The 21,718-nt window shown below is 71.4% G+C and carries 19 protein-coding genes; 8 read left to right on the top strand and 11 right to left on the bottom strand.

Going from position 1 to position 21,718, the window contains the following annotated elements:
- Positions 1-262 precede the first annotated feature (262 nt).
- On the top strand, positions 263-961 hold the full coding sequence (locus tag AB0J42_RS33110; RefSeq protein ID WP_364301533.1) for an alpha/beta fold hydrolase: 699 nt from the start codon (positions 263-265) through the stop codon (positions 959-961).
- Between the two features lie 288 nt (positions 962-1,249).
- Positions 1,250-1,549, top strand: coding sequence for a hypothetical protein (locus tag AB0J42_RS33105; RefSeq protein WP_364301531.1), 300 nt, complete (start codon positions 1,250-1,252; stop codon positions 1,547-1,549).
- Between the two features lie 272 nt (positions 1,550-1,821).
- On the opposite strand, the gene AB0J42_RS33100 is transcribed toward AB0J42_RS33105, so the two are convergent.
- On the bottom strand, positions 1,822-3,234 hold the full coding sequence (locus AB0J42_RS33100; RefSeq protein ID WP_364301529.1) for an MFS transporter: 1,413 nt from the start codon (positions 3,232-3,234) through the stop codon (positions 1,822-1,824).
- Between the two features lie 81 nt (positions 3,235-3,315).
- Between AB0J42_RS33100 and AB0J42_RS33095 the strand changes: the two genes are divergently transcribed.
- Positions 3,316-3,738: a helix-turn-helix domain-containing protein gene (locus AB0J42_RS33095; RefSeq protein WP_364301527.1), complete on the top strand. Its 423-nt coding sequence runs from the start codon at positions 3,316-3,318 to the stop codon at positions 3,736-3,738.
- Here AB0J42_RS33095 and AB0J42_RS33090 read toward each other — a convergent pair.
- Positions 3,725-4,399 (bottom strand): polysaccharide deacetylase family protein, encoded by a 675-nt coding sequence (locus AB0J42_RS33090; protein WP_364301525.1) that lies wholly within the window; start codon positions 4,397-4,399, stop codon positions 3,725-3,727. The genes AB0J42_RS33095 and AB0J42_RS33090 overlap by 14 nt on opposite strands.
- 40 nt (positions 4,400-4,439) lie before the next feature.
- Positions 4,440-5,600, bottom strand: coding sequence for an acyl-CoA reductase (locus AB0J42_RS33085; protein WP_364301523.1), 1,161 nt, complete (start codon positions 5,598-5,600; stop codon positions 4,440-4,442).
- Positions 5,601-5,837: 237 nt separating this feature from the next.
- On the opposite strand from AB0J42_RS33085, the gene AB0J42_RS33080 reads away from it, so the two are divergent.
- From AB0J42_RS33080 to AB0J42_RS33070, 3 genes are all read left to right on the top strand, one after another.
- Positions 5,838-7,460 (top strand): hypothetical protein, encoded by a 1,623-nt coding sequence (locus AB0J42_RS33080; RefSeq protein WP_364301521.1) that lies wholly within the window; start codon positions 5,838-5,840, stop codon positions 7,458-7,460.
- Positions 7,461-7,559: 99 nt separating this feature from the next.
- Positions 7,560-8,366: a CDP-alcohol phosphatidyltransferase family protein gene (locus AB0J42_RS33075; RefSeq protein ID WP_364301519.1), complete on the top strand. Its 807-nt coding sequence runs from the start codon at positions 7,560-7,562 to the stop codon at positions 8,364-8,366.
- Between the two features lie 21 nt (positions 8,367-8,387).
- Positions 8,388-9,434: a sulfotransferase gene (locus tag AB0J42_RS33070; protein WP_364301517.1), complete on the top strand. Its 1,047-nt coding sequence runs from the start codon at positions 8,388-8,390 to the stop codon at positions 9,432-9,434.
- Between the two features lie 124 nt (positions 9,435-9,558).
- Here AB0J42_RS33070 and AB0J42_RS33065 read toward each other — a convergent pair whose 3' ends face one another.
- The 8 genes from AB0J42_RS33065 to AB0J42_RS33030 form a co-directional block, all read right to left on the bottom strand.
- Complete coding sequence (locus AB0J42_RS33065) at positions 9,559-10,623, bottom strand: glycosyltransferase (protein ID WP_364301515.1); 1,065 nt, start codon at positions 10,621-10,623, stop codon at positions 9,559-9,561.
- Entirely contained in the window at positions 10,620-13,247 is a 2,628-nt protein-coding gene (locus AB0J42_RS33060; RefSeq protein ID WP_364301513.1) for a CDP-glycerol glycerophosphotransferase family protein, read from the bottom strand. Before AB0J42_RS33060 ends, AB0J42_RS33065 begins: the two co-directional genes overlap by 4 nt.
- Positions 13,248-13,332: 85 nt before the next feature.
- Entirely contained in the window at positions 13,333-14,016 is a 684-nt protein-coding gene (locus tag AB0J42_RS33055) for an SRPBCC family protein (RefSeq protein WP_364301511.1), read from the bottom strand.
- Positions 14,017-14,094: 78 nt separating this feature from the next.
- Positions 14,095-14,949 carry a xanthine dehydrogenase family protein subunit M gene (locus AB0J42_RS33050; RefSeq protein WP_364301509.1) on the bottom strand — a complete coding sequence of 285 codons (855 nt, stop codon included), beginning with the start codon at positions 14,947-14,949 and terminating at the stop codon, positions 14,095-14,097.
- Positions 14,946-17,273 (bottom strand): xanthine dehydrogenase family protein molybdopterin-binding subunit, encoded by a 2,328-nt coding sequence (locus tag AB0J42_RS33045; protein WP_364301507.1) that lies wholly within the window; start codon positions 17,271-17,273, stop codon positions 14,946-14,948. Before AB0J42_RS33045 ends, AB0J42_RS33050 begins: the two co-directional genes overlap by 4 nt.
- Positions 17,270-17,749 carry a (2Fe-2S)-binding protein gene (locus AB0J42_RS33040; protein WP_364301505.1) on the bottom strand — a complete coding sequence of 160 codons (480 nt, stop codon included), beginning with the start codon at positions 17,747-17,749 and terminating at the stop codon, positions 17,270-17,272. Before AB0J42_RS33040 ends, AB0J42_RS33045 begins: the two co-directional genes overlap by 4 nt.
- 72 nt (positions 17,750-17,821) lie before the next feature.
- Positions 17,822-18,025: a hypothetical protein gene (locus tag AB0J42_RS33035; RefSeq protein WP_364301503.1), complete on the bottom strand. Its 204-nt coding sequence runs from the start codon at positions 18,023-18,025 to the stop codon at positions 17,822-17,824.
- On the bottom strand, positions 18,015-19,751 hold the full coding sequence (locus tag AB0J42_RS33030; RefSeq protein ID WP_364301501.1) for a PspC domain-containing protein: 1,737 nt from the start codon (positions 19,749-19,751) through the stop codon (positions 18,015-18,017). The genes AB0J42_RS33035 and AB0J42_RS33030 overlap by 11 nt, the downstream gene beginning before the upstream one ends.
- 113 nt (positions 19,752-19,864) lie before the next feature.
- Between AB0J42_RS33030 and AB0J42_RS33025 the strand changes: the two genes are divergently transcribed.
- Both AB0J42_RS33025 and AB0J42_RS33020 read left to right on the top strand, forming a co-directional pair.
- A complete protein-coding gene (locus AB0J42_RS33025) occupies positions 19,865-21,073 on the top strand; it encodes a PspC domain-containing protein (protein ID WP_364301499.1) in 1,209 nt (402 codons plus the stop codon).
- Positions 21,070-21,702 carry a response regulator transcription factor gene (locus AB0J42_RS33020; protein ID WP_364301497.1) on the top strand — a complete coding sequence of 211 codons (633 nt, stop codon included), beginning with the start codon at positions 21,070-21,072 and terminating at the stop codon, positions 21,700-21,702. The genes AB0J42_RS33025 and AB0J42_RS33020 overlap by 4 nt, the downstream gene beginning before the upstream one ends.
- The last annotated feature ends 16 nt before the right edge of the window (positions 21,703-21,718 follow it).

The raw sequence follows: 21,718 nt of genomic DNA, 5'->3' as shown, positions 1-21,718 counted from the left end.
TGTGTCACAACTCGACATGATCGCGGCGGCTCTTCGCGTCACGCCACACGACCAGCGGCAACACCGTGAAGATCACGATCTACGGCTGCCGTAACTGTGCAGGGTGCCCATCGTGCCCCATCAGAGGTCCGCCTGGCCCTACGGCAAGCGCTCGGGCCGCATCCGTGACCCGTTCGGCCACCTGTTCATAATTACGGGCGAGCTACGCTGAGCCGGCCGATCGGGGCGGGCGGTGGTCAGGCTGCTCCATTACGTTGCAGCCATGGCGAATTTCGTGCTGGTGGCAGGAGCGCGGCTCGGCGGGTGGGCGTGGGACGAGGTGGTGCCGTATCTGCGCGCAGCCGGCCATGGCGCTCACCCGTTGACGCTGTCCGGTCTGGCTGACAAGCAGGGTGTGCCGGCCGGGCAGCAGACCCACGTCCAGGACATAGTCGACGAGGTCGAAGGCCAGGATCTGCGCGACGTCGTCCTGGTGGGTCACAGCTACTCGGGCATCCCGGTCGGCCAGGCCGCGGAACGGATCGGTGACCGGCTGACCCACGTGGTCTTCGTTGATTCCAGCGTCCCGGCGGATGGCGAGGCGTTCGTCTCCGCCTGGCCGGACGGCGGGGCGATGGTGAAGGCAGCCATTGCCGAGAACGGAGGCTTCTGGCCGCTCGTCCCCGCAAGCCATTACGACGGCCACGGCCTCACCGACGAGCAAATCGTACGGATCATGAAAGACTCTACGCCGCACCCGGGCGCCACGCTGACCGAACCCGCCGTGCTGACACGGCCGCTTCACAGTCTCCCGGCCACGTACATCCAGTGCATGCTCGCCGGAGCCGAGCTCGACGACGACGTGGCCGAGCTGCTGACCAGCAAGCACTGGCGGCTGGTCCAGATGAGCACCGGCCACTGGCCGATGTTCTCCCAGCCGCGCGAACTGGCGCAAATCCTCCTGCACACAGTCGAGGAGTGACCGCAGGCCCCGCGCTGCCAGAAAGGTCTCAGCCACGATGCCGTCGGCAGGTACCGGTAATCACGCATTTGTTCACCAGTTACGAACTTCGCCCCGTTTGACCTGGTCACCCTGTAGGTATCACCCCGAAAGACAGCGGCCCCCGCCCTGAGCAGGGCCGCCCCTCATCGGGAGCGCTTCACATGCATTGGCACGCCTACCAGTGGACCGGTGCCGGAGCCGACCGTGAGAACGAAGCCGAGCGGCGGCCCGGCTCGCCCGACTTCCCCACCCTCCCCGCTGCCGCCGATGCGGACCGGGGACTGGCTGCTCAAGTCGGCGTCCCGGATCGCGGCGACCTTCGACGAGGTAACGCAGGCGGTGGCCTGGATGGCCGACGAGTACGACAAGGCACGCTCGGCACTGCTGTCACCCGATGCGATCCCGCTCCCGGACCGGCTGGAAACGGCCCGCGAACTGCTGCCTCTCGGCGTGGACGTGCAGTGGGGCGAATGGCTGCACGACGGCCGGTTCGTCACGATCGGCGTGATCTGCTGCCCGAACCGGCACGCCCCCCACCCTTGCCCGATCCGCCGCCCTCCTGCCTGACGTGGCTGCGCCTCGTGCGAGGGGCATCAGCGGAGTGTCTGTACGAGATCGGCTGCGCGGTTGCTCACCGCGGCTACATTTTCGACCGGGTGGACGTCGGATTCCGGGGCGATCTCGTGGTCTGCGATCTCGGCTGGTATGTGGATCAGGGTGTTCTCGCAGACCGGAGCGCCGATGAGCTTGCCGGTAATTCACTATGAATTGCCTGTTTCGCTCGTGCTCACAAACCAGGCCGCACACCCTCCCAGGTGTGCGGCGAATGGAATGTCCGTTCAGACCGGTTCTCTCACCTTGGGTGGCGAGTTCGTACGGGAAGTCCGGCCCGGTAGCAGTGTCAGGGCCGCGACCAGCCCCGACGCCACGATCGCCGTGGCAAGCCAGAAGGCCGCGCGGTAGCCCGACACCAGCGCCTCCGGTGCCGTCGACGCCCCCGTCACCCCCGCCGCGATCGACACCTGCACGGCGATTCCCAGTGAGATGCCCACCTGCTGGGTCACGTTGAACAGCCCCGACACCATGCCCGACTCCGACGGCGACGCCTCGGAGGTGGCCGCGACGGTCGCCGCCACCACCAGGAGGCCGAAGCCGAAGCCCGTCAGCAGCTCCGGCGGCAGCAGCGTCGTCAGGAACGTGCTGTCCACGTCGATCCGCAGGTACAGGGCGGAGCCGGCGGTGATCGCGGTGAGGCCGGCGACGGCGGTGAAGCGGAGTCCCCGGGCGGCGAGGACCCGCCCGCCCAGGAGGGAGGCGGTCAGGGCGATCGTCACCGAGACCGCCACCAGTGACAGGCCCGACTCGGTGGCGGTGTAGCCGAGGACGAGCTGGGTGTAGAGGGTGAGCAGGAAGAAGACCGCCTGCATGGCCGCCGCCACCAGGAAGATGAGCACGTTCCCGGCCCGTACCAGTCGCCTCCGGAAGACGTCCAGCGGGACGAGCGGGTGTGCCGAGCGCCGCTCGATGAGCAGGAACGCGGCCAGCGAAGCGAGCGCCGCCGCGAGGGTGAGGAGGGTGCGGGGCGAGGTCCAGCCCTGCTCGGTCGCGTCGACGAGCGCGTACGTGAGCAGGGCCAGCCCGCCGGTGGACGTGATCGCGCCCGCGAGGTCGAAGCCCCGCGCCGGGGCGGCGGAGCGGGCGGCCGGGAGGAGCGCGATGGCGAGCGCGCCCGCCGCCAGCCCGACCGGGACGTTGACCAGGAACACCGACCGCCAGCCGAGCCCGTCGGTGAGGACCCCGCCCAGCACGACGCCCGTCGAGGCGCCGACGCCGCCGGCGGCGCCCCACAGGCCCAGCGCCTTGGTCAGCGCCGGGTCGTCCTTGAAGATCGTCATCACCAGCGACAGCGCGGCGGGGGCGACCAGCGCCGCCGCCAGGCCCTGCGCGGCCCGTCCGGCGATCAGCACCTCACCCGAGCCCGCCAGCCCGCCGACCAGGGACGCGGCGGCGAACAGCAGCATCCCGGCGACGAACACCCGCCGCCGCCCCAGGTAGTCCGACAGTCTCCCGCCCAGCAGCAGCAACCCGCCGAACACCAGCGAGTACGCGGTCGTCGTCCAGGACAGGTCCTGCTGCGTCATGCCGAGCTCCGCCCCCATCGGCGGCATGGCGATGCTGACGATCGTCAGATCGAGGATCAGCACGAACTGGGTGGTGACCAGCAACGAGAACGCGGCCCATTTGCCTTTCATGACCCACTCTTCCTAAGGGAACGATTTGTAACAAGGGTCATGATGTGTGACCATCGAAGCCCGGCGGAAGAAGGCACTTTCATGTCCCAGGGACACACGGCTGTACCAGCCCAGCTCAGGACACTGGCGGACGCGCAGGCGCTGATCGATCAGGGTGTCTGCCCCATCCCGCCGCGCGAGATCCTCGACCGGATCGCCGGCAAGTGGCCGGTCCAGATCATCGTGGCGTGCTCGCAGGGCCCGATCCGCTTCACCGAGCTGGAGCGGACGATCGACGGCATCAGCCGCCGCATGCTGACGCTCACGCTGCGCAACCTGGAGCGCGACGGCCTGCTGGAGCGCACCGTCTACCCGACGGTCCCGCCCAAGGTCGAATATCGGGCCACGCCGATGGCGCTGGAGCTGTACGAGGCGCTGCTCACGCTGACCAACTGGTCGATGCGCCACAGCGCCTGCATCGCCCGCGCCCGCGAGGAGTACGACAGGAGGACTACGGGTAACTGACGCCCGACTTGAGCTTCTTGCCGTAGAGCTGCGGCACGGTCACCAGGTGGTAGCCCTGCTTCTTCAGCTGCTTGATGACGCCCGGCATGGCCTGGACCGTCTGCGGCACGGTGTCGTGCATCAGGATGATGCCGTCGCGCTTGGCCAGGCTGAGCACCTTGGCCGTGATCTTCTTCTTGTCCTTGAGCGCCCAGTCGTGGGTGGTGCCGGTCCACTTCACCTCGGCCAGGTCGAGCTGGTCGGCGATGCGCAGCACGCGCTCGTCGGTGTGACCGTACGGCGGGCGGAACATGGTCGGCGTGATCCCGGTGGCCTTCTTGATGGCCTCCTGGCCGAGCCGGATGTCGTGGTGGATCTCGTCGTAGAGCCGGGGCGTCAGCGAGAAGTGGGAGTACGTGTGGTTGCCGACGGCGTGTCCCTCGGCGAGCATCCGCTTGGCCAGCCGGGGGCGCTGGTCGACGTACTTGCCCGTGAGGAAGAACGTGGCCTTGGCCCGCTCCTTCTTGAGGATCTTGAGCAGTTTCGCGGTGTGCGGCCCGGGGCCGTCGTCGAAGGTGAGCGCCAGGCACTTGACCTTGGCGCAGTCGATCTTCTCTGGGGCGGCAGCGGCGGGGGTGCCGCTCAGCGTCAGCGCCGCGGCGAGCAAGCCATGGATCAGCACAGCGATCACCCTACGGCCAAACCAGCCAAAGTGCCTCGCGTCATGCGAAAACCGTCACCAGGCGGGTGAACTCGGCCGCGACGCCCCTGCCGTCCCACACCCGGTGGAAGCTGAGCGCCTCACCGAACGGCACCATCCGCTCGACCCCCCGCCCGGCCAGCACGTGCGCCAGCTCCATCAGCTCCTCCCGGGCGAACCCGAAGTGGGTCATCGTCTGGTCGCGCCGCCCCACCAGCGGGACCAGCTCGGCCAGCGAGCCGAGCCTGGCATGCGTGAACGTGCCGGTGCCGAGCCAGCGCCGCGGCGCGGCCACGCCCGCGGCGGGCGGGAACGCGTCCGCGCACGCGGCCACCCGCGCCCGCACCGCCGCCGCCGCGTCCACCGCCCACCCGCGCCGCTTGACCGCCCGCGCCAGGCAGGCCGCGAAGTCGGCGCGGGCCGCGTCGCAGCCCTCCCGCGGCCCCACCCAGAACACCGCCCGGGGCGAGGAGCAGGCGGCCTGGTCGAACCAGTACGAGTCGTTCACCAGCCCCTCCGCCACCGCCGTCCGCGTGGCCTGCGGCGCCTCCAGCCACGCCGGGGCCCGCACCACCGCGAACGAGGACCGGTCGGGAAAGGTCAGCTCCCGCGCGTGCGGGGCCAGCGGATGACGGCGGACCTGGTGAGCCGCCCGGTCGCCGCCCCAGCTGACCCGCAGATCACAGGCCGAGGACAGGGCGGCGGTGATGAAGGGGGAGCGGTCGTAGCAGATGATCCGCTGGGTGGCCGCCACCACCGGGTCCGCGCCGTCCAGCGCCTCCTGCAGCGTGCCGACGACCGTCGCGGCCACCGGCCCGGCCCGCGGCGAGAGCCGCACCACGTTGCGGTTGCCCATCAGGGCCGACAGCGCCCACGCGTAGACGAACACGGTCTCGACCTCGGCGGGCGGCAGGTGGAACGCCAGCCCGCGCGGCATCCGCACATGGTCGCCGCGGAGCGCGTCGATCGTACGCAGCAGCTCGTCGGGACGGAGGAAGAAACCCAGAGCACCCAGCTCGGGACGGCGGCGCGCCAGCGCTGGACGGGCCAGCCGCCGGCCGACCGCCACCAGGAAGTCGCGGATCCGCTCGTCGCCCACGCTCAGCGGGCTCCCGGCCATGACCTCGTCGATCAGGTGGTCGACGGTGACGGGAGGACCGGCGGGGAACCTGACGTCGAGCACTACGACCCCGCCCGCCCTCACTCTCGGCTAGATGCTGGCAACTGATTGTAGTCACATCGAGGGCCGACGGAAACCGGAGCTCCGCGCCGAGTAAGGGAACCGTATAAGGCCGCGTGGCGCTGATCGGCGGCTGCGAAGGTCGGACGGGGCGCGCCAACCGCACGAGGGGACACCTATGCACGATTCCAACCAGTCCAATCAGTACGGTCACTCCAGCCGGAAGCGGGGGCGAGGCGCGTGACCGAGACACTGGAGAGGCGCGCGAGCGAGGCCCCGGGCAACGTCCGGCTGATCGGCGGCGAGATGCTGCTCTGGTCCGACACGGCCGACGTCACCGGCTGGCGGGCCGCCGCGCTGGAACTCCTGGACCGGCTGCTGCCCGGCGCCCCGCGGGTCCTGCTGGTCGGGCCGCACCCGATGGAGCTGGTCGACCGGGTGGCCGGGCTGGCCGCGTCCGCGACGGCGGTGCTGCGCTCGTTTCCCGACGCGTGCGCGCTCGGCGGGCGGCATCCGGGCATCGACGTGCACTGCGGCCGCCTGGACCAGCTCGACCTGGACGAACCGTACGATCTCGTGCTCGCGCTGGACGGGCTGGCCCGCACCCACTCGGCGGAGGCCCCGGCCCTGCCGTGGCGGCGGTCGCTGACCGCCCTGGCCGGATATGTCGCGCCCGGCGGGCGGCTGGTGCTCGGCGTCCGCAACGACCTGGGCGTCGACCGGCTCCTGGAGGCCCGCCCGCCCGACGGCGACGGCCAGGCGCACGGCTTCGACCCGACCTACCCGAGCGGGCCGGTGACCCTGGACCTGGCGCTGGAGTCCGCCGGGCTCGGCGTCGAACGCTGCTACGCGGCCTACCCCGACGGCCGGGCGCCCCGGGCCATGCTCGCCCGCGAACTGCTCGGCATGCACCTGCCGGAGGCCCTCACCTTCCCGCTGAGCGTGCGCGCAGGGGAGCCGATGCTGGCCGCCGACCCGCTCCGGCTGACCCGGCTGGTGTTCCGGCACCGGCTGGGGGAGGAGCTGGCGCCGCTCTGGCTCGCCGTGGCGGCGCACGGGGACCCCGCGCCGGCGGACCTGCCGCTCGGGCTGGTCGAGGAGGGGGCCGCCGTGTACGAGCTGGTCGGCGACGGCGCGGGGCGGCTCTCCAAGAGGCTTCCCTGCGGCGAGGAACAGCCGGTCCCGTCGGGCCGCGTCGTCGAGGAAGCCCTCGTGGAGGCCTGCGCCCGCGAGGACGTCCGTGCCGTCCGCGCCCTCCTCGCCGCCCTGGCGGAGTGGGTAGAGGACGGCGGCGACGTCACCGCCACCGCCGACACCCTGGTCTGGGACGGCGAAACCTTCCACCCCCTCACCCCACCCCCTGACTTCTCCCATCCCACCCCGTCTGCGCCTCTCGGCGACGCCCCTTCTGTGGTGCTGTGCAGGATGTTGTGGCGGTTCGCGGTGCGGTTGCTGGCCGCCGGGCATCACCATCCGTGGCCGTGGCCGCTGGAGAGCGACCAGCTCACGCTGACGCTCTGCGGGCTGGCGGGCAGGCCGTGCGACCGTGCCGAGCTGGAGCTGGCCCGTGAGCTCGACGCCGAGCTGGGCCCGGGCCCGGACGACGCGGCGCCGACCTACCGTGACCTCCTGCACGCCAGGGACCGGCTGACCGAACAACTCGCCGAAGCCCTGGCCAGGATCTCCGGGCTGGAGAGCCGGCTGAGGCGCCGTGAGCGCGCGCTGGCCCGGGCGCGTTCGCGGCTCAGGCGCAGCCGCCACAACGCCACCGCCTACCGCAGGTCTCTCGGTTACCGGCTGTCGCGCGGGCTGTCCGGCCCGCGCCGGGCCGCCCGGAAGGTCATGCGCATGCTGTACGGGTGACCCCTGGGGGCGGCAGATGGTCAAGAACGGGCATGGACATTCCCAGGGAGTAGCAGAGAGTAAAGATTCAAACACGGATCGTCGTCATGCTGTCTGTCCATGAGGACCTATTCGCTCGATGACGTCTACGAGACACGCAAGCGGAGAGACTCCTGGTGGACGGTGTACTTCGTGGACCCGATCGCCTGCCGCGTCGCGCTCGTGGTCGCCAACCGCACCCAGATCACGCCCAACAACCTCACGGTGTTCTCGCTGGTCCTCGGCTTGGCGTCGGCCGGGTTCCTGGCGGCGGGCGAACTGGCGGCGGGCGCGCTGCTCTTCTACCTGAGCTTCATGATCGACTGTGTCGACGGCAAGATCGCCAGGTTGAAGGGCACGGGGACGCCCTTCGGGCTCTGGCTCGACTACGTCGGCGACCGGGTGCGGGTGGTGATGTGCGCCGCGGGGCTCGCCTACGGGCAGTACGCGCGTACGGGCGAGGTCGCCTGGATCCTGCTGGGCGCCGCGGTGGCGGTGCTCGACCTGTTCCGGTACGTGAACGCGCCGCAGATGAAGCGGGTCCACGCGGCGATCAGGGGGCAGCACAGCACCGAGGAGAGCACGCCCGACCTGGTGCCCGCGCCGCGTGAGGAGGACGCCGAGACGCCCGAGGCGACCGGCTTCCTGCGGCGGCTCAACAACTTCCTGGCCCGTCACCGGGTGCGATCGCACCTCATCAGCGGGATCGAGTTCCACGCGGCCGTGTTCGTGGTCGCGCCCCTGATCGGGGTCGCGGCGCTGATCCCGGTGGCGGCGGCGGCGAGCTTCCTGCTTCTCGCCAATGAGGTCTTCCTTGTGTACCGGATGTGGCTCTTCGCGCGCAGGCACGGAGTGGCCCAGGAGAGCCGAGAGCACGTACTCGTCTAAGTTTTCGGGGGTTAGTACGAAATGTCCGACCGGCCGGTGTTCGTCATCGGGTGCCCGCGCTCCGGGACCACGATGCTCCAGCTCATGCTCCACTCCCACCCGCGGCTGGCGGTGGCGCCTGAGACCAAGTTCGTCCTGCCCGCCTACTACCGCCGCCGCGTCTTCGGGGACCTGCGCGAAGCCACCCGCCGCCGTGCGCTGGCCGAGTGGATCGCCAGCGACCGCAGCACCAAGTTCCGCGAGCTGAAGCTCGACAAGACCGACTTCGTCCGCGAGGTGATGGAGGGACCGGGCTCGCTCGGCTCCGTCCTCGGCACCGCCTTCCGCATGTACGCCGAGCGCTTCGGCAAGCCCCGCTGGGGCGACAAGCGGCCCAGCTACATCAAGCACACCGAACTGCTGCTCAGGCTCTTCCCCGACGCCCAGTTCATCCACCTCATCAGGGACGGGCGCGACTGCGTGGCCTCGCTCAAGGAGATGCCCTGGTACACGGCCAGCTCCTTCCACGCCGTCGCCACCTGGGCCGAGGCCATGGACGCGGGCGACCGGCTGCGCCGGACGCTGCCCGAGGACACCTACTTCGAGCTCCGGTACGAAGACCTCACCGACGACCCGGAGACCGAGCTGAAGAAGCTCTGCGTCTTCCTGGACGAGGACTTCTCGCCCGCCATGGTCTCGCCGGTCGAGGCCGCCAGCATGGCCGTGCCCGCGCACAAGGTCTGGCACAGCAACACCCACCGCGAGGTCACCCGCAGCAGGGTGGGGAGCTGGGCCAACCGGCTGGACTCCTGGGAGATCTCGCTCTGCGAGCACATCTTCGGCGAGCGGCTGGAGGCCCGCGGCTACGAGCTGACCGGCGCGGCCCCCGCGGCCAAGGAGCACGTGGCGGCCGCCCAGAAGACGATGGCCAGGCGGCGGGCCGGCCGGCTGCGCCGCGGCTTCCGCGACCGCATCAACCGCATGCGCGAGCCGAGCCCGGTGGCGGCCCTGCTCACCAGCGGCCAGCGCGTGCTCGCGGGCGTCCCGCAGCAGCGCAACGACTCCCCGGAGCTCGCCGAGAAGAGCTGACCGCGGACGGCGCCGGCCATCGGGGGCCCGGCGCCGTCCCGGTCGACCCGGCTCATCGGACCAGTCCTGTCCCAGCGCTGCCGCGCGCCCGGCCAGGCGGGCGTCATCATCGGCATCCGAGGGCTCAGCGGTCGAGGTGGGTGAAGAGGGCTTCCCAGCGGTCCAGGACGCGATCGAGGCGGAAGGCTTCGGCGCGTTCGCGGGCGGCGGCGCCCAGCCGTCGCCGCTCGTGTTCCGACCGGATGAGTCTTCCCAGCCGCTCCGCCAGCGCGTCCACGTCGCCGGGCGGTACCAATACAGGCCGCGCGGAACGCACCCCGCCCGACACGTCGAACGCCACCGCCGGGACCCCGTGCGCGGCGGCCTCCAGCAGCACGACGGGCAGCCCCTCGTGTTCGCTGCTCACCGCCAGGAGCGAGGCGGCCCGGTACTCGCCCGGCATCTCACCGGCGGGCACCCGCCCGCGGAACACCACCCGCTCCGCCACCCCTTCCCGGGCGGCGTGCGCGCGCAGCCTGTCCAGCTCCGCGCCGTCCCCGATGAGGTGCAGCTCCCACGGCGGCGGCGCCCCCGACCGGGCGAAGGCGCTGATCAGCCGGTCGAACCGTTTGACCCCTTCCAGCCGCCCCACCCCCAGCACTCGCGGCCCGGTCAGCGACGACACCCGGTCCGGCCAGGTCGCCAGCGGGTTCGGCAGCGCCCAGGCGTTCGGCAGCAGCGCCCCTTCGGAGAAGCGCCACGCGTCGTCCTCGCTGAGGAACACGGCCTGTTCCAGCCCCGGGTAGTGCTTCCGGATCGACCCCAGGTGCCAGGATCCGCTCGCGTGTTCGTACGAGCCGTGATACTGCCCGATGGCCCGCAGCCGCTCCGGCAGCAGCCCCGCCAGCCTGGACACCACGGACGGCGAGGTGAGCACGGCGTAGCCGGGGCGCATGCCGCCGAGCAGGTCCCGCACCCGGCGGCGGTCGCGGCGGCGGGCGAGCCGGCCGCGCGGCCCGACCGGCGCGCGGCTGACGAGGTGGCGGTGGTAGCGCGGCCGTTCGACGTAGCGGAAGGGCGTCTCGGACCGGTGCAGGCCGATCACGTGGACCTCGTGGCCGCGCCCGGCCAGGCCCTGGGCGAGGGTGTGGGTGACCTGCTGGATGCCGCCGAGCGTGTCGGCGTCCAGGCAGGCGAAGACGACGTTCACGCCGGGCTCCTGACGAAGAAGTCCGTGACGATCCTGGCGGAGGCGTCGCCGCGCTCGTCGGCGCACCACAGCTCACGGAAGGCCGCGTACCGCCCGGCGTGGGCGGCGTGCCCGGCGTCCAGGTCGCGCAGCCGGGCGATGAGCTCCTCGGTGGTGGTGACGCACGGGCCGGGCGCGATGGCGGGCAGGTCGTGGTAGACGCCCCGCTCGGTCGTCCGGTACTCGTCCCAGTCGTCGACGAGGAACAGCATCGGCTTGCCGGTGATCGCGTAGTCGCACATGACCGACGAGTAGTCCGTCAGCAGCGCGTCCGACACCAGCATCAGGTCGTTGATCTCGGGATACGTCCCGGCGGGCCGGACGAAGTGGAGCAGGTGCTCGGGCGGCCGGTAGCGCTCCACCGGGTGGGTACGGAGGATCACCACCCAGTCGCCGGCCAGTTCCTCGGCCATCAGCTCCAGGTCGGCCCGGACCGAACGGCCGCTGCCCTTGGCCCGGTCACGGTAGGTGGGCGCGTACAGCAGCACCTTCTTGCCGGCGGGCAGTTCCAGCAGCCTGCGCGGATCGTCGGAGAGCTCGCCCCGGACCAGCGCGTCGCAGCGCGGTGTGCCGTACCGGTAGACCGGGCCGGTGTAGCCGTTGGACGGCACGAAACGCCGGGAGAACTCGGCGCTGGGCGAGACCAGCGCGTCCCAGCGGGCGACGGCGGCCCGCCACTGGGCGCGCGGGCCGTCGAAGTCGGTGCGCAGGTCGGGCGCGTCGAAGCCGATGGACTTGATGCCCTGGCCGTGCCAGGTCTGCAGGTAGCGGGTGCCGCGCGGCTTGGGGTAGTCGAGCGGGAAGCCGTGGCTGTCGACCCACCAGCCCGCCCTGGCGAGCGTCCAGACGTACTTCCAGCTGCCGCGCCGGACCCGGCGCGCGCCGTCGGGGGCCTTGCCGCGCGCCACCGACCAGACCGCCTCGATGGGCAGGCCGCGCCTGCGCAGCTCCTCGTACAGCGCCCGCGGGCTGCCGGTGCAGCCCTTGCCCACGTCCGACTCGAACAGGGCCAGGTCCGGGCGCGGCCGCACCACTTTGATCAGGAGTTTGTACGCGCGAAGCTTCGTGGCGGGTGTGCCGATTCTCCTGATGAGCAGCCGTTTGACCCGGCCGAGCAGCGCCGGTCGCCGGGCGGGGCGGCGCACGCGCAGGCAGGCGGTGTGGCCTTCGGGGGCGAGCGTGCCGCCGGGCAGCTCGATCGGCCGCATCGCCGGGTCCACGATGAGCCGGTCGGTGGTGGTGAGGCGGTCGGAGAGCCGGGTGAAGCCGATGCGCGGCTCGCAGGCGCCCTCGGGGGCGAAGGCGACCTCGGTGACGTAGCCGCCGTCGCCGGACGGGCGCGGGTGGATGGGGACGCGCCGCCTGCCGAGCCGCAGGAACGCCTCCCAGCCGACCGGCAGCGCGCCGAACGGGTCGTAGGTGTGGACGGTCATCCGTACGCGGTCGCCGTCGCGGGTGAGCTCGGTGACCTCGTGCCGCAGCCGCGCCGCCGAGAACGGCAGCTCGGCCAGGCGCAGCCGGGTGATGTCCAGGCCGGGGGAGACCGTGGTGCCCCAGTAGGTGCGCCCGCCGAGCTGCACGGCGGCGCGCGGCGCGGCCCTGGGGCCGGTCAGGCAGCCGGCGGCCAGGCGCAGGTCCTCGGCCCGGTCGTCCATGATGAGCCGGCAGCACACCTTGACCATCGGGTCCACCCGCTCGTACACCTCGGCGGGGATCTCCTCCAGGTACGGGCGGACGACGGCGGCGAACTCCTTCGCCCACACCAGGTCCCTGCGGGGCAGCGGGTTGAGGTAGACCCGCAGGTCCTGCCGGAGGAAGCGGTACTGGCGGTCGGGCACCAGGCCGGCGAGCCCGTGCCGGCGCAGCACGTCGTCGCTCCGCCGGGCGGCGATCACCCGGTGGCGGACGTTCTCCATGTCCTTGATGGACAGCGAGATGGAGGAGCCGCCGCGTTCCCGGTGCCAGTGGTAGACCACCCAGGGCACGATCGCGAACCGCCGCGCGTGCGCGTACAGCCCGGCGGCGAAGACGTGGTCCTCGTAGTGGATCTCCTCGGGGAAGCGCACCCCGGTCTCGCGCAGGAAGCGCACGTCGTACAGCTTGTTGGTGCTGAACGAGTCGAGGAACAGCGCCGGTTCCTCCCGGATGCCGCCGACGACGCGGCGGCGGGCGAACAGCGACGGGTAGTAGGGGTGCAGCCGCCCGTTCCACTCGTACAGCCGGGAGATCTGGCCGGACACGAACTCGGCGCCGGTCCGCTCGATCTCGGCGAGCAGGCTCTTGCAGGCGTGCCGGGGCAGCTCGTCGTCGCTGTCGAGGAACATCACGTACGGGGCGGCGGCGGCGTCCAGGCCGTCGTTCCTGGGCGCGCCGCAGCCGCCGCTGTTGTGCTCCCTGCGCAGGTAGCGCACGCGCGGGTCGGACGCCGCCAGCTCGGCCGCGACCCTGGGGGTGTCGTCGGTGCTGGCGTCATCGGAGATGATCACTTCGAGGTCGCGCAGCGTCTGGCCGAGCACCGAGCGGACCGCCCTCGGCAGGCGGCGGGCGTCGTTGTAGGTGATCACCACCACCGTGCAGTCCGGCATGCCCACCCCCGAGTGTCACGACGTGGGGGTAGAACTTCCCTCCACTACGAGGGGCACGTCCGAATTGCGAGCTTTTTGCCTTAAATCATCGAATAAGGCGGCGAATCACCCAGACGATGACGAGCAGCGCCGCGACCCCGCCCAGCGCCGGCGCCAGCCGCTTGAGCAGCGGAGCGCCCGCGATGTCGAGCAGGTCGAGCGCCTCCTCGTCGGGCGTGCGGGACGTGCGCATGGTGCCCGAAGGCCGGACGTCGTTCTCGGACGGCACGGCCGTCAGATGACGCTCGGGCTCCGCGGCCTCCTCCTCCTCTTCGCGCGGGGGCTCGGCGAACAGCTCGGCCAGGTTCGCCGCGAACCGGTCGATCAGCTTCCCGCCGACCTCCGCCATCACGCCCCGGCCGAACTGGGCGGGCCGCCCGGTGACGTTGAACGAGGTCTCGACCGTCACCTTCGTCGACCCGTCGACCGGGGTCAGCCGGGCCTTGACCGTCGCGGCGGCGGTGCCGGCGCCCCTGGCCTCCTTGCCCGAGGCCTGGATGGTGAGCGTGTGCGAGTCCTTGTCCACATCCTCGAACGCGGCCGAACCCTGGTAGGTGACGGTGATCGGGCCGACCTTGACCTTCATCCTGCCGGTGAACCGCTGGCCCTCGACCGTGTCGAGAGTCGCCCCGGGCAGGCAGGGAGCCACTCGTTCGACATCCAGCAGGACCGCCCAGGCCTGCTCGACCGGGACCGGGACCGTGAACTCGTGCTCGAACCGCATCGCCATCGATTCGCTCCTTCCCGCACTGCGAGACTACGTGCCGCGGGGGCGCCCCGGAAGAGGAGCGCCCCCGCGAATCCCAGGTCAGGGGGTTCCGGCCGCCGTGCGCACCGCCCGGTGCGTGAGCACGCGGGCCAGGTGCCGGCGGTAGTCCGGCTGCGCGTGCAGGTCCGCGGGCGGCGAGGTGCCCGCCGCCGCCTCCTCGCACGCCTGCCGGAGCCCGTCACCCAGCTCCACGCCCTGCAGCGCGGTCTCCACGGCCCGCGCCCGCAGGGGCGTCGCACCCATGTTGGTCAGCCCGATCCTGGCCTCCTGGACGGTGCCGTTGGAGCGCCGCACGGCCGCCGCCACGCCGACCACCGCCCACGCCTGCGCGGTGCGGTGGAACTTCTCGTAGTGGAAGCCCCAGCCGTCGCCCAGCTTCGGGATCTTCACCCCGGCCAGGACCTCGCCCTGCTCCAGCGCCGACTCCAGGTAGTCGACGAAGAAGTCGGCCGCCGGGATCTCCCGCTCGCCCTGCGCCGAGCGGGCCACCAGCACGCCGTCCAGCGCCAGCACCACCGCGGGCAGGTCGCCCGCCGGGTCGGCGTGCGCCAGCGCCCCGCCGAACGTGCCCCGGTGGCGCACCGCCGGGTCCGCCACCATGGCCGTGGCCAGCGCCACCAGCGGGCAGCCCGAGGCCACCACGTCCGAGCGCATCACCTCGTCGTGCGTGGTCATCGCGCCGATGAACACGTGGTCGCCGCGGTCGTGCACGCCCGAAAGCTCCGGCAGCCGCGCCACGTCGACCAGCTTCGTCGGGTACGCCAGCCGGAGCCGGAGCAGCGGCAGCAGCGACTGCCCGCCCGCGATCACCTTGGCGTCCTCGTCCGCCGCCAGCTCCTGGCAGGCCTCCGCCAGCGAGCCGGGGCGCACGTAGTCGAACGGCGCCGGGATCATACCCGTCCTCCTTCCAGCGCCCGCCACACGCGCTCCGGCGTGCACGGCATCTGCACGTCCCGCACCCCGTACGGGCGGAGCGCGTCCACGATGGCGTTGACCACCGCCGGGGTCGAGGCGATGGTGCCCGCCTCGCCGACGCCCTTGGCGCCCAGCGGGTTGCTGGTCGCCGGGGTCTCGGTCCTGTCGGTCACGAAGTCCGGCAGGTCGGCCGCCGACGGCACCAGGTAGTCGGCCAGCGTGGCGGTGAGCAGGTTGCCCTCCGCGTCGTAGACGGCCTCCTCGAAGAGCGCCTGCCCGATGCCCTGCGCGATGCCGCCGTGCGCCTGGCCCTCGACGATCAGCGGGTTGATCACCTTCCCGACGTCGTCGACCGCCACGTACGAACGGATCTTGACCTGGCCGGTCTCCGTGTCCACCTCCGCCGCCACCAGGTGGGTGCCGTGCGGGAAGGAGTAGTTGACCGGGTCGAAGGTGGCGTCCGAGTCCAGCCGCGCCTCCGCCCCCTCGGGCAGGTTGTGCGCGGCGAACGCGGCCAGCGCCAGCTCCTGGATCGTCGTCTGGGAGTCGGTGCCCTTCACCTTGAACGCGCCGCCGGAGAACTCCAGATCGTCCGGCGAGCACTCCAGCAGGTGCGCGGCCAGCTTGCGGGCCTTCTCCCGCACCTTCTCGCACGCCTGCAGCACCGCGACCCCGCCGACCACCAGCGAGCGCGAGCCGTAGGTGTCCATGCCCTTGTGCGCGATCGCCGTGTCGCCGTGGATCACCGTGACGTCCTCGAACGGCACGCCCAGCGCGTCGGCCGCGATCTGGCTCCACGACGTCACGTGCCCCTGCCCGTGCGGCGAGGTGCCGGTGACGACCTCTACCTTCCCGGTCGGCAGCATCCGCACCGACGCGTGCTCCCAGCCGCCCGCGCCGTAGTTGGCCTCGCCCAGCATCCGCGACGGCGCCAGCCCGCACATCTCGGTGAACGTGCTGACGCCGATGCCGAGCTGCACCGGGTCGCCCCGGTCACGCCGGTCGACCTGTTCGTCCCGCAGCTTGTCGTAGCCGAACAGCGCCAGCGCCCGGTCGGTCGCCGCCTCGTAGTTCCCCGAGTCGTACGTCAGGCCCGCGATCGTCGTGTACGGGAACTCCTCGTGCTTGATCCAGTTGCGCCGGCGCACCTCGATCGGGTCGAGCCGCAGCTCCGCCGCGAGCTCGTCCATGATGCGCTCGATCGCGTACGTGGCCTCGGGACGGCCCGCGCCCCGGTAGGCGTCCGTCGGCGTCTTCGTGGTGAACACGCCCTTGCAGGCGAACTCGTACGCGTCCATCTTGTAGATCGCGTTGAACATGGTCGCGCCGAGCATCGGGACGCCGGGCGTGACCAGCATCAGGTACGCGCCCATGTCGGCGAGCAGGTCGACCTGGAGCCCGCGGATGCGGCCGTCGGCCTCGGCGGCGAGCCTGATGTGCTGGAGCTGGCCGCGCCCCTGGTGCACGGCCATGTTGCCCTCGGACCGCGACTCGGCCCACTTGACGGGCTTGCCGAGCCGGCGGCAGAGAATCAAGCAGAGCACTTCCTCGGCGGTGACCTGGAGCTTGGTGCCGAAGCCGCCGCCGACGTCCGGCGCGATCACCCGGAGCCGATGCTCGGGGATGCCGGTGACCATCGCCAGCATCACCCGGAGCACGTGCGGGATCTGCGTGGACGTCCACATCGTGAACGAGTCGCCGTCGGTGGTCGCCAGCACCGCCCTGGGCTCCATCGCGGCGCCGATGAGGCGCTGCTGCACGAACGTCCGGTCGATCACCACCGGGGCGTCCGCGAAGGCCGCCTCGATGTCACCCGAGGTGATCTTGACGGAGAACGCCTGGTTGCCCTCCTCGTGCACCTTCGGGCTGTCCGGGCTGAGCGCCGCCTCCAGGTCGAGCACCGGAGGGAGCGGCTCGTAGTCGACCTCGATCGCCTCCAGCGCGTCGGCCGCCTTGTAACGGTCGGTCGCCACCACGCAGGCCACGATCTCGCCCGCGTACCGCACCTCCGACACCGCCATCGGCGGGTGGTCCGGGATGACGATGTCCTCCGACACCGGCCAGGCGCACGGCAGGCTGCCCTGCTCGTCCGCGACGTCCTGGCCCGCGAAGGCCGCGACCACCCCGGGCAGCTCCAGCGCCGCCGACACGTCCACCCTGGTGATCCGCGCGTGCGCCATCGGGCTGCGGAGGAAGGCCACGTGCAGCATCCCCGGCTGCTGCAGGTTGTCCGTCCACCGCGTGCGCCCGGTCAGCAGGCGGGCGTCCTCCTTGCGTTTCCTCGCCTTGCCCACCTCGGTCATGACTTCACCGCCTGACCCATCTCCTGGGCGCCCCGCTTCACCGCTCGGACGATGTTGCAGTAGCCGGTGCAGCGGCACAGGTTGCCTTCGAGGCCCTCCCTGATGGCCTCCTCGGACGGGTCCGGTGTATCTCGGAGCAGGTCGATCGCGGCCATGACCATGCCCGGCGTGCAGAAGCCGCACTGCAGCGCGTGTTCCTCGTGGAAGGCCCGCTGCATCGGGTGCATCGACCCGTTCTCGGCCAGGCCCTCGATCGTGACGATGTCGCAGCCGTCGGCCTGCACCGCGAGCACCGAGCAGCTCTTGACGGTCTTGCCGTCCAGCATCACGGTGCAGGCGCCGCAGTTGCTGGTGTCACAGCCGGTGGGGGTCCCTGTCTTGCCCAGTCGTTCTCGTAGTAGGTGAACGAGGAGAAGCCGGGGTTCGACCTCCTCCTCGTAGGAGACTCCGTCTACCTTGACGGAAATCCGGGGCATATGTCCTCCCTCAGGAGCAGGGGGAAAGGCGGACACAGCCAACCGTACGCTCGGGTTTGTCCCGGTCAAGGGTCACTTACCACGAAACACCCTGGCGATGATTGCCATGAGCCCCGCGAAACCCAGCCCCGTCACCAGCACAGGCAGCAGGACCAGCGGATCCGTGATCGACCGCGTCATGATCAGGATGCCCAGCACGATGAACAGAATCCCGCTCAGCAGCGCCATCCAGTCGGTCCGGTGCAGCTGACGCGGCCGCTCCAGGTCACGCGCCACGCCGCACCTCCACGTCCCCGACCCCGCCCCGGATGGTCAGCACGATCGTCGCCGGCTCGCCCTCGGGCTCCACCTCCGGCTCCAGCACCTTGTCGAACCGGACGTCCACGCCGCCCCGGAGCGACTGATCCACCTGGACGTCGCCCACCTTGTTCGTGGCGTGCACCTCCACCCGCGCGTCCGGCGGCACGATCACATCCAGCGTGCCCACCGAGATCGCCGTCTCCACCTCCACCGTCGAACCCGGCTTCAGCGCCAGCTCCGTCAGATCCAGCGTGCCGTCGCCCAGGCCCACGTCGAACACCTGACGCGTCTCCTCGACCGCCACGGGCACCCACACCGAACGCCCCACCTTCGCCGGGAGACCCCCGAACATCAGCCCGACCCCGATCAGCAGCGCCACCATCGTGCCCGCCGCCACCAGCCCGGCGCCCTTGCCCCACCAGGCGGCGATCAGCAGACCGGCGCCGATGGTGACGAGCACCGCGCCCCCGACGATCGTGGGCTGCACCCCTGACGGCGATGCCGCCTGCACGGCCACGAGAAACCCCCCGATGATGGTTGCCAGCAACATGGTGATGGCGCCGATGTACGACCTCGGCCGCGTCCGCGGTTTCGGCCGGGGCGGCGGCGCCGGCGGCGCGTACAACGCCGGGTCGTACGGCGAGTAACCGCGCCTCGCCGGGTCGAGCGGCTGATACGGCCCATGCGGCGCGAACGGCCCCGACCGCGGCCGATGCTCCGGTCCCCCCGCCGTCGGCCGTACCCTCTCCGCCCCGAACACCGCCTCTTCCTGCACCCCGTACTCGGTGTACTCGGAGTCGAACCTGGTCCTGTCCTGAGAGCTGGACTCGCTCTTCTCACCGGTCCCGTCCGCAGAGCCGAACCCGGAGCTCACGTCAGCCTGATCGGCCGGTTCTCCCTTTCCCGGCGCTGACTGAGCGGGCAGTTCCACCGTCTCGTCCACCCGGCCCGCTTCGACCGAGTCGTCCTGCCCAGTGGCCGCCGCGTCTCGACCCGCTTCGTCCTCCACCTTGTCCTGGTCCGAGGGGGTGGCAGGGGAGACGTCGGCGTGGACCGCTGCGGAGCCGGCGCTGGAGAACGGCACGGATCCGGCGCTCGGCGCGGGCGGCTCGGGTGCCGGGCTCTCCGGGCGCACCCCGGGGGGTGGCGGGCCGTACGGGCGGGGGTGCGGCGTCGTGGGGGCCGACTGCGGGTACGGGGGGACGCGGGGCGTTTCCTGGTACGAGTATTCGCCCAGGTTCTTCGGAGGGCGCCGGTTGAGGCGTTCCGGCATCGACCGGACCAGCCCCAGCAGGTCGACCCCGTGCGCGTGCGCGGCCAGCAGGGCGACGGCCAGGAAGAGGCCCGCCACGAGCGTCCCGGTGTCCAGCCAGACGGTGGACAGGTTGATGCCCAGGCCGAGCGCCAAGACCGCCGTCATCAGCGCCATCACGGTGTCGGCGTCGAAGTCGCGGTGCGTCCACTGCTCGATGAGCCCCGGCCGCCCGTTGGGCTCCTTCATCAGCAGATAAGCAGCGATATACAGATAAAGCCCGATCCCGGACCCGAACAGCAGGATCACGAACCCGACCCGGAACACCACGGGGTCGATACCGGTATGCCTGCCGAGCCCGGCGCACACCCCCATGAGGAATCGCCCCTCGCTGCTGCGGCGCAGCGCGCTGGGGGGCGCGGCCGGTTCCTTGGGTGGTGCCTCTGTCATGGATCCATCGTGACCCACCCGTACAGGGGCACGCATCCGGGAGACCCCTGACCCGACCCCGGGGTCGCTCCCTGATGCCCCCGACGCCGTGACATGTGACGATGGGCGTTGTTATGGCAGACCAGAAGACACTCGCCGAGCCCGAGAAGAGCCGGCCGTACCGCCGCATGATGCGCCCGATGGAGGGCCGTCTGGTGGGCGGCGTCGCCCAGGGCCTGGCAGCGCAGCTCAAGCTCGATCCGGTCGTGATCAGGCTGATGTTCGTGCTGCTCACCGTGTTCGGCGGGGCCGGCGGGGTGGCGTACGCGGTGCTGTGGATGATCACGCCGCGTGAACCGTACGAAGGAGAGCCCCCCGCCCGCGACTGGAGCCAGCTCGCCGCGTTCACGGCCATCGGGATGGCGCTGTTCGCGTTCGGGTTCCTGACGGGCGCCTCGCGGGGAGGGATCGCCATGCTGCCGTTCGCGGTGGGCGGCATCGGCGGGCTCATCCTGTGGCAGCAGGCCGACCCGGAGCGCCGCAAGCACTGGATGACCGGCGCGACCAAGACCATCAGGAAGAACCGGGTCCGCACGCTCCTCGGCGTGGTGCTCGTGGTGGCGGGCGGGATCGGCTTCCTGGTGATGGAGGGCCAGCTCCAGGTGGCGGGCCAGGGCCTGCTGTTCACCGCGGTCGTGGTCGGCGGGCTGGCGGTCATCTCCGCCCCGTGGCTGGCCGGTCTCTGGAAGGAACTGCAGCTCGAACGGCGCGAGCGCATCCGCCAGGAGGAGCGCGCCGAGGTCGCCGCGATGGTGCACGACTCCGTCCTGCACACACTCACGCTCATCCAGCGGGTCGCGCACGACCCGCGCGAGGTCACCCGGCTCGCCCGCGCCCAGGAACGCGACCTGCGCAACTGGCTCTACCAGCCGGCCCAGGACGCCGACGCCACCCTCGCCGCCGCCGTCCGGCGGATCGCCGCCGAGGAGGAGGACGCGCACGGCGTGCAGATCGAGGTGGTCTGCGTCGGCGACATCGACCTCGACTCCGGCGGCCGGCTCGGCGCCATGCTCAAGGCGGCCCGGCAGGCGATGGTCAACGCGGCCAAATACTCTGAGAGTCCGACCATCTCCGTGTACGCGGAAGTGGAGGGTGAAGAGGTCACGATTTTCGTGAAGGATCGGGGCAAGGGGTTCGACCTCGACGCGGTGCCGGCCGACCGGATGGGCATCAGGGAGTCCATCATCGGCAGGATGGAACGGCACGGCGGCTCCGCCCGGGTCCGCACCGAGCCCGGCGAGGGCACTGAAGTGATGCTGACGATGAAGGTGGAGAAGCAATGACGCGGGTGCTGATCGTCGACGACCACCGGCTCTTCCGCTCCGGGGTGCGGGCCGAGCTGGGCGACTCGATCGAGGTCGTGGGCGAGGCCGAGGACGTCGACTCGGCGGTCAAGGCCATCGCCGAGCTCCAGCCGGACGTGGTCCTGCTGGACGTCCACATGCCCGGCGGCGGCGGCCAGGAGGTGCTGCGCCGCGTGCTCGGCTCCGGTTCCCAGGTACGCTTCCTCGCCCTGTCGGTGTCGGACGCGGCCGAGGACGTGATCGGCGTCATCCGGGGCGGCGCCCGCGGCTACGTCACCAAGAACATCAGCGGCAAGGAGCTGACCGACGCCATCCGCCGGGTCGCGGAGGGCGACGCGGTCTTCTCGCCCCGCCTGGCCGGGTTCGTCCTCGATGCCTTCGCCTCCACCGAGGCGCCCTCCATCGACCCCGAGCTCGACTCGCTGACGCAGCGCGAGCGCGAGGTGCTGCGGCTGATCGCCCGCGGCTACGCGTACAAGGAGATCGCCAAGGAGCTGTTCATCTCCGTCAAGACGGTGGAGACCCACGTCTCGTCCGTGCTCCGCAAACTCCAGCTCTCCAACCGCCACGAGCTCTCCCGCTGGGCCACCGCCCGCCGCCTCGTCTGACCGGTTCGAGCGGCCG

Origin of the sequence: Nonomuraea sp. NPDC049649, from assembly GCF_040675175.1 — a bacterium.
Classification (GTDB): domain Bacteria; phylum Actinomycetota; class Actinomycetes; order Streptosporangiales; family Streptosporangiaceae; genus Nonomuraea.
This window is presented reverse-complemented; position numbering and strand designations above follow the sequence as displayed.

What these genes read in the sequence shown, in the direction of transcription:
- AB0J42_RS33045 (WP_364301507.1), bottom strand. Translation starts at nt 17,273, where the DNA reads ATGACCGAGGTGGGCAAGGCGAGGAAACGCAAGGAGGACGCCCGCCTG.
- AB0J42_RS33075 (WP_364301519.1), top strand. Translation starts at nt 7,560, where the DNA reads ATGAGGACCTATTCGCTCGATGACGTCTACGAGACACGCAAGCGGAGA.
- AB0J42_RS33095 (WP_364301527.1), top strand. Translation starts at nt 3,316, where the DNA reads ATGTCCCAGGGACACACGGCTGTACCAGCCCAGCTCAGGACACTGGCG.
- AB0J42_RS33055 (WP_364301511.1), bottom strand. Translation starts at nt 14,016, where the DNA reads ATGGCGATGCGGTTCGAGCACGAGTTCACGGTCCCGGTCCCGGTCGAG.
- AB0J42_RS33105 (WP_364301531.1), top strand. Translation starts at nt 1,250, where the DNA reads ATGCGGACCGGGGACTGGCTGCTCAAGTCGGCGTCCCGGATCGCGGCG.
- AB0J42_RS33100 (WP_364301529.1), bottom strand. Translation starts at nt 3,234, where the DNA reads ATGAAAGGCAAATGGGCCGCGTTCTCGTTGCTGGTCACCACCCAGTTC.
- AB0J42_RS33110 (WP_364301533.1), top strand. Translation starts at nt 263, where the DNA reads ATGGCGAATTTCGTGCTGGTGGCAGGAGCGCGGCTCGGCGGGTGGGCG.
- AB0J42_RS33040 (WP_364301505.1), bottom strand. Translation starts at nt 17,749, where the DNA reads ATGCCCCGGATTTCCGTCAAGGTAGACGGAGTCTCCTACGAGGAGGAG.
- AB0J42_RS33025 (WP_364301499.1), top strand. Translation starts at nt 19,865, where the DNA reads ATGGCAGACCAGAAGACACTCGCCGAGCCCGAGAAGAGCCGGCCGTAC.
- AB0J42_RS33070 (WP_364301517.1), top strand. Translation starts at nt 8,388, where the DNA reads ATGTCCGACCGGCCGGTGTTCGTCATCGGGTGCCCGCGCTCCGGGACC.
- AB0J42_RS33060 (WP_364301513.1), bottom strand. Translation starts at nt 13,247, where the DNA reads ATGCCGGACTGCACGGTGGTGGTGATCACCTACAACGACGCCCGCCGC.
- AB0J42_RS33050 (WP_364301509.1), bottom strand. Translation starts at nt 14,949, where the DNA reads ATGATCCCGGCGCCGTTCGACTACGTGCGCCCCGGCTCGCTGGCGGAG.
- AB0J42_RS33030 (WP_364301501.1), bottom strand. Translation starts at nt 19,751, where the DNA reads ATGACAGAGGCACCACCCAAGGAACCGGCCGCGCCCCCCAGCGCGCTG.
- AB0J42_RS33020 (WP_364301497.1), top strand. Translation starts at nt 21,070, where the DNA reads ATGACGCGGGTGCTGATCGTCGACGACCACCGGCTCTTCCGCTCCGGG.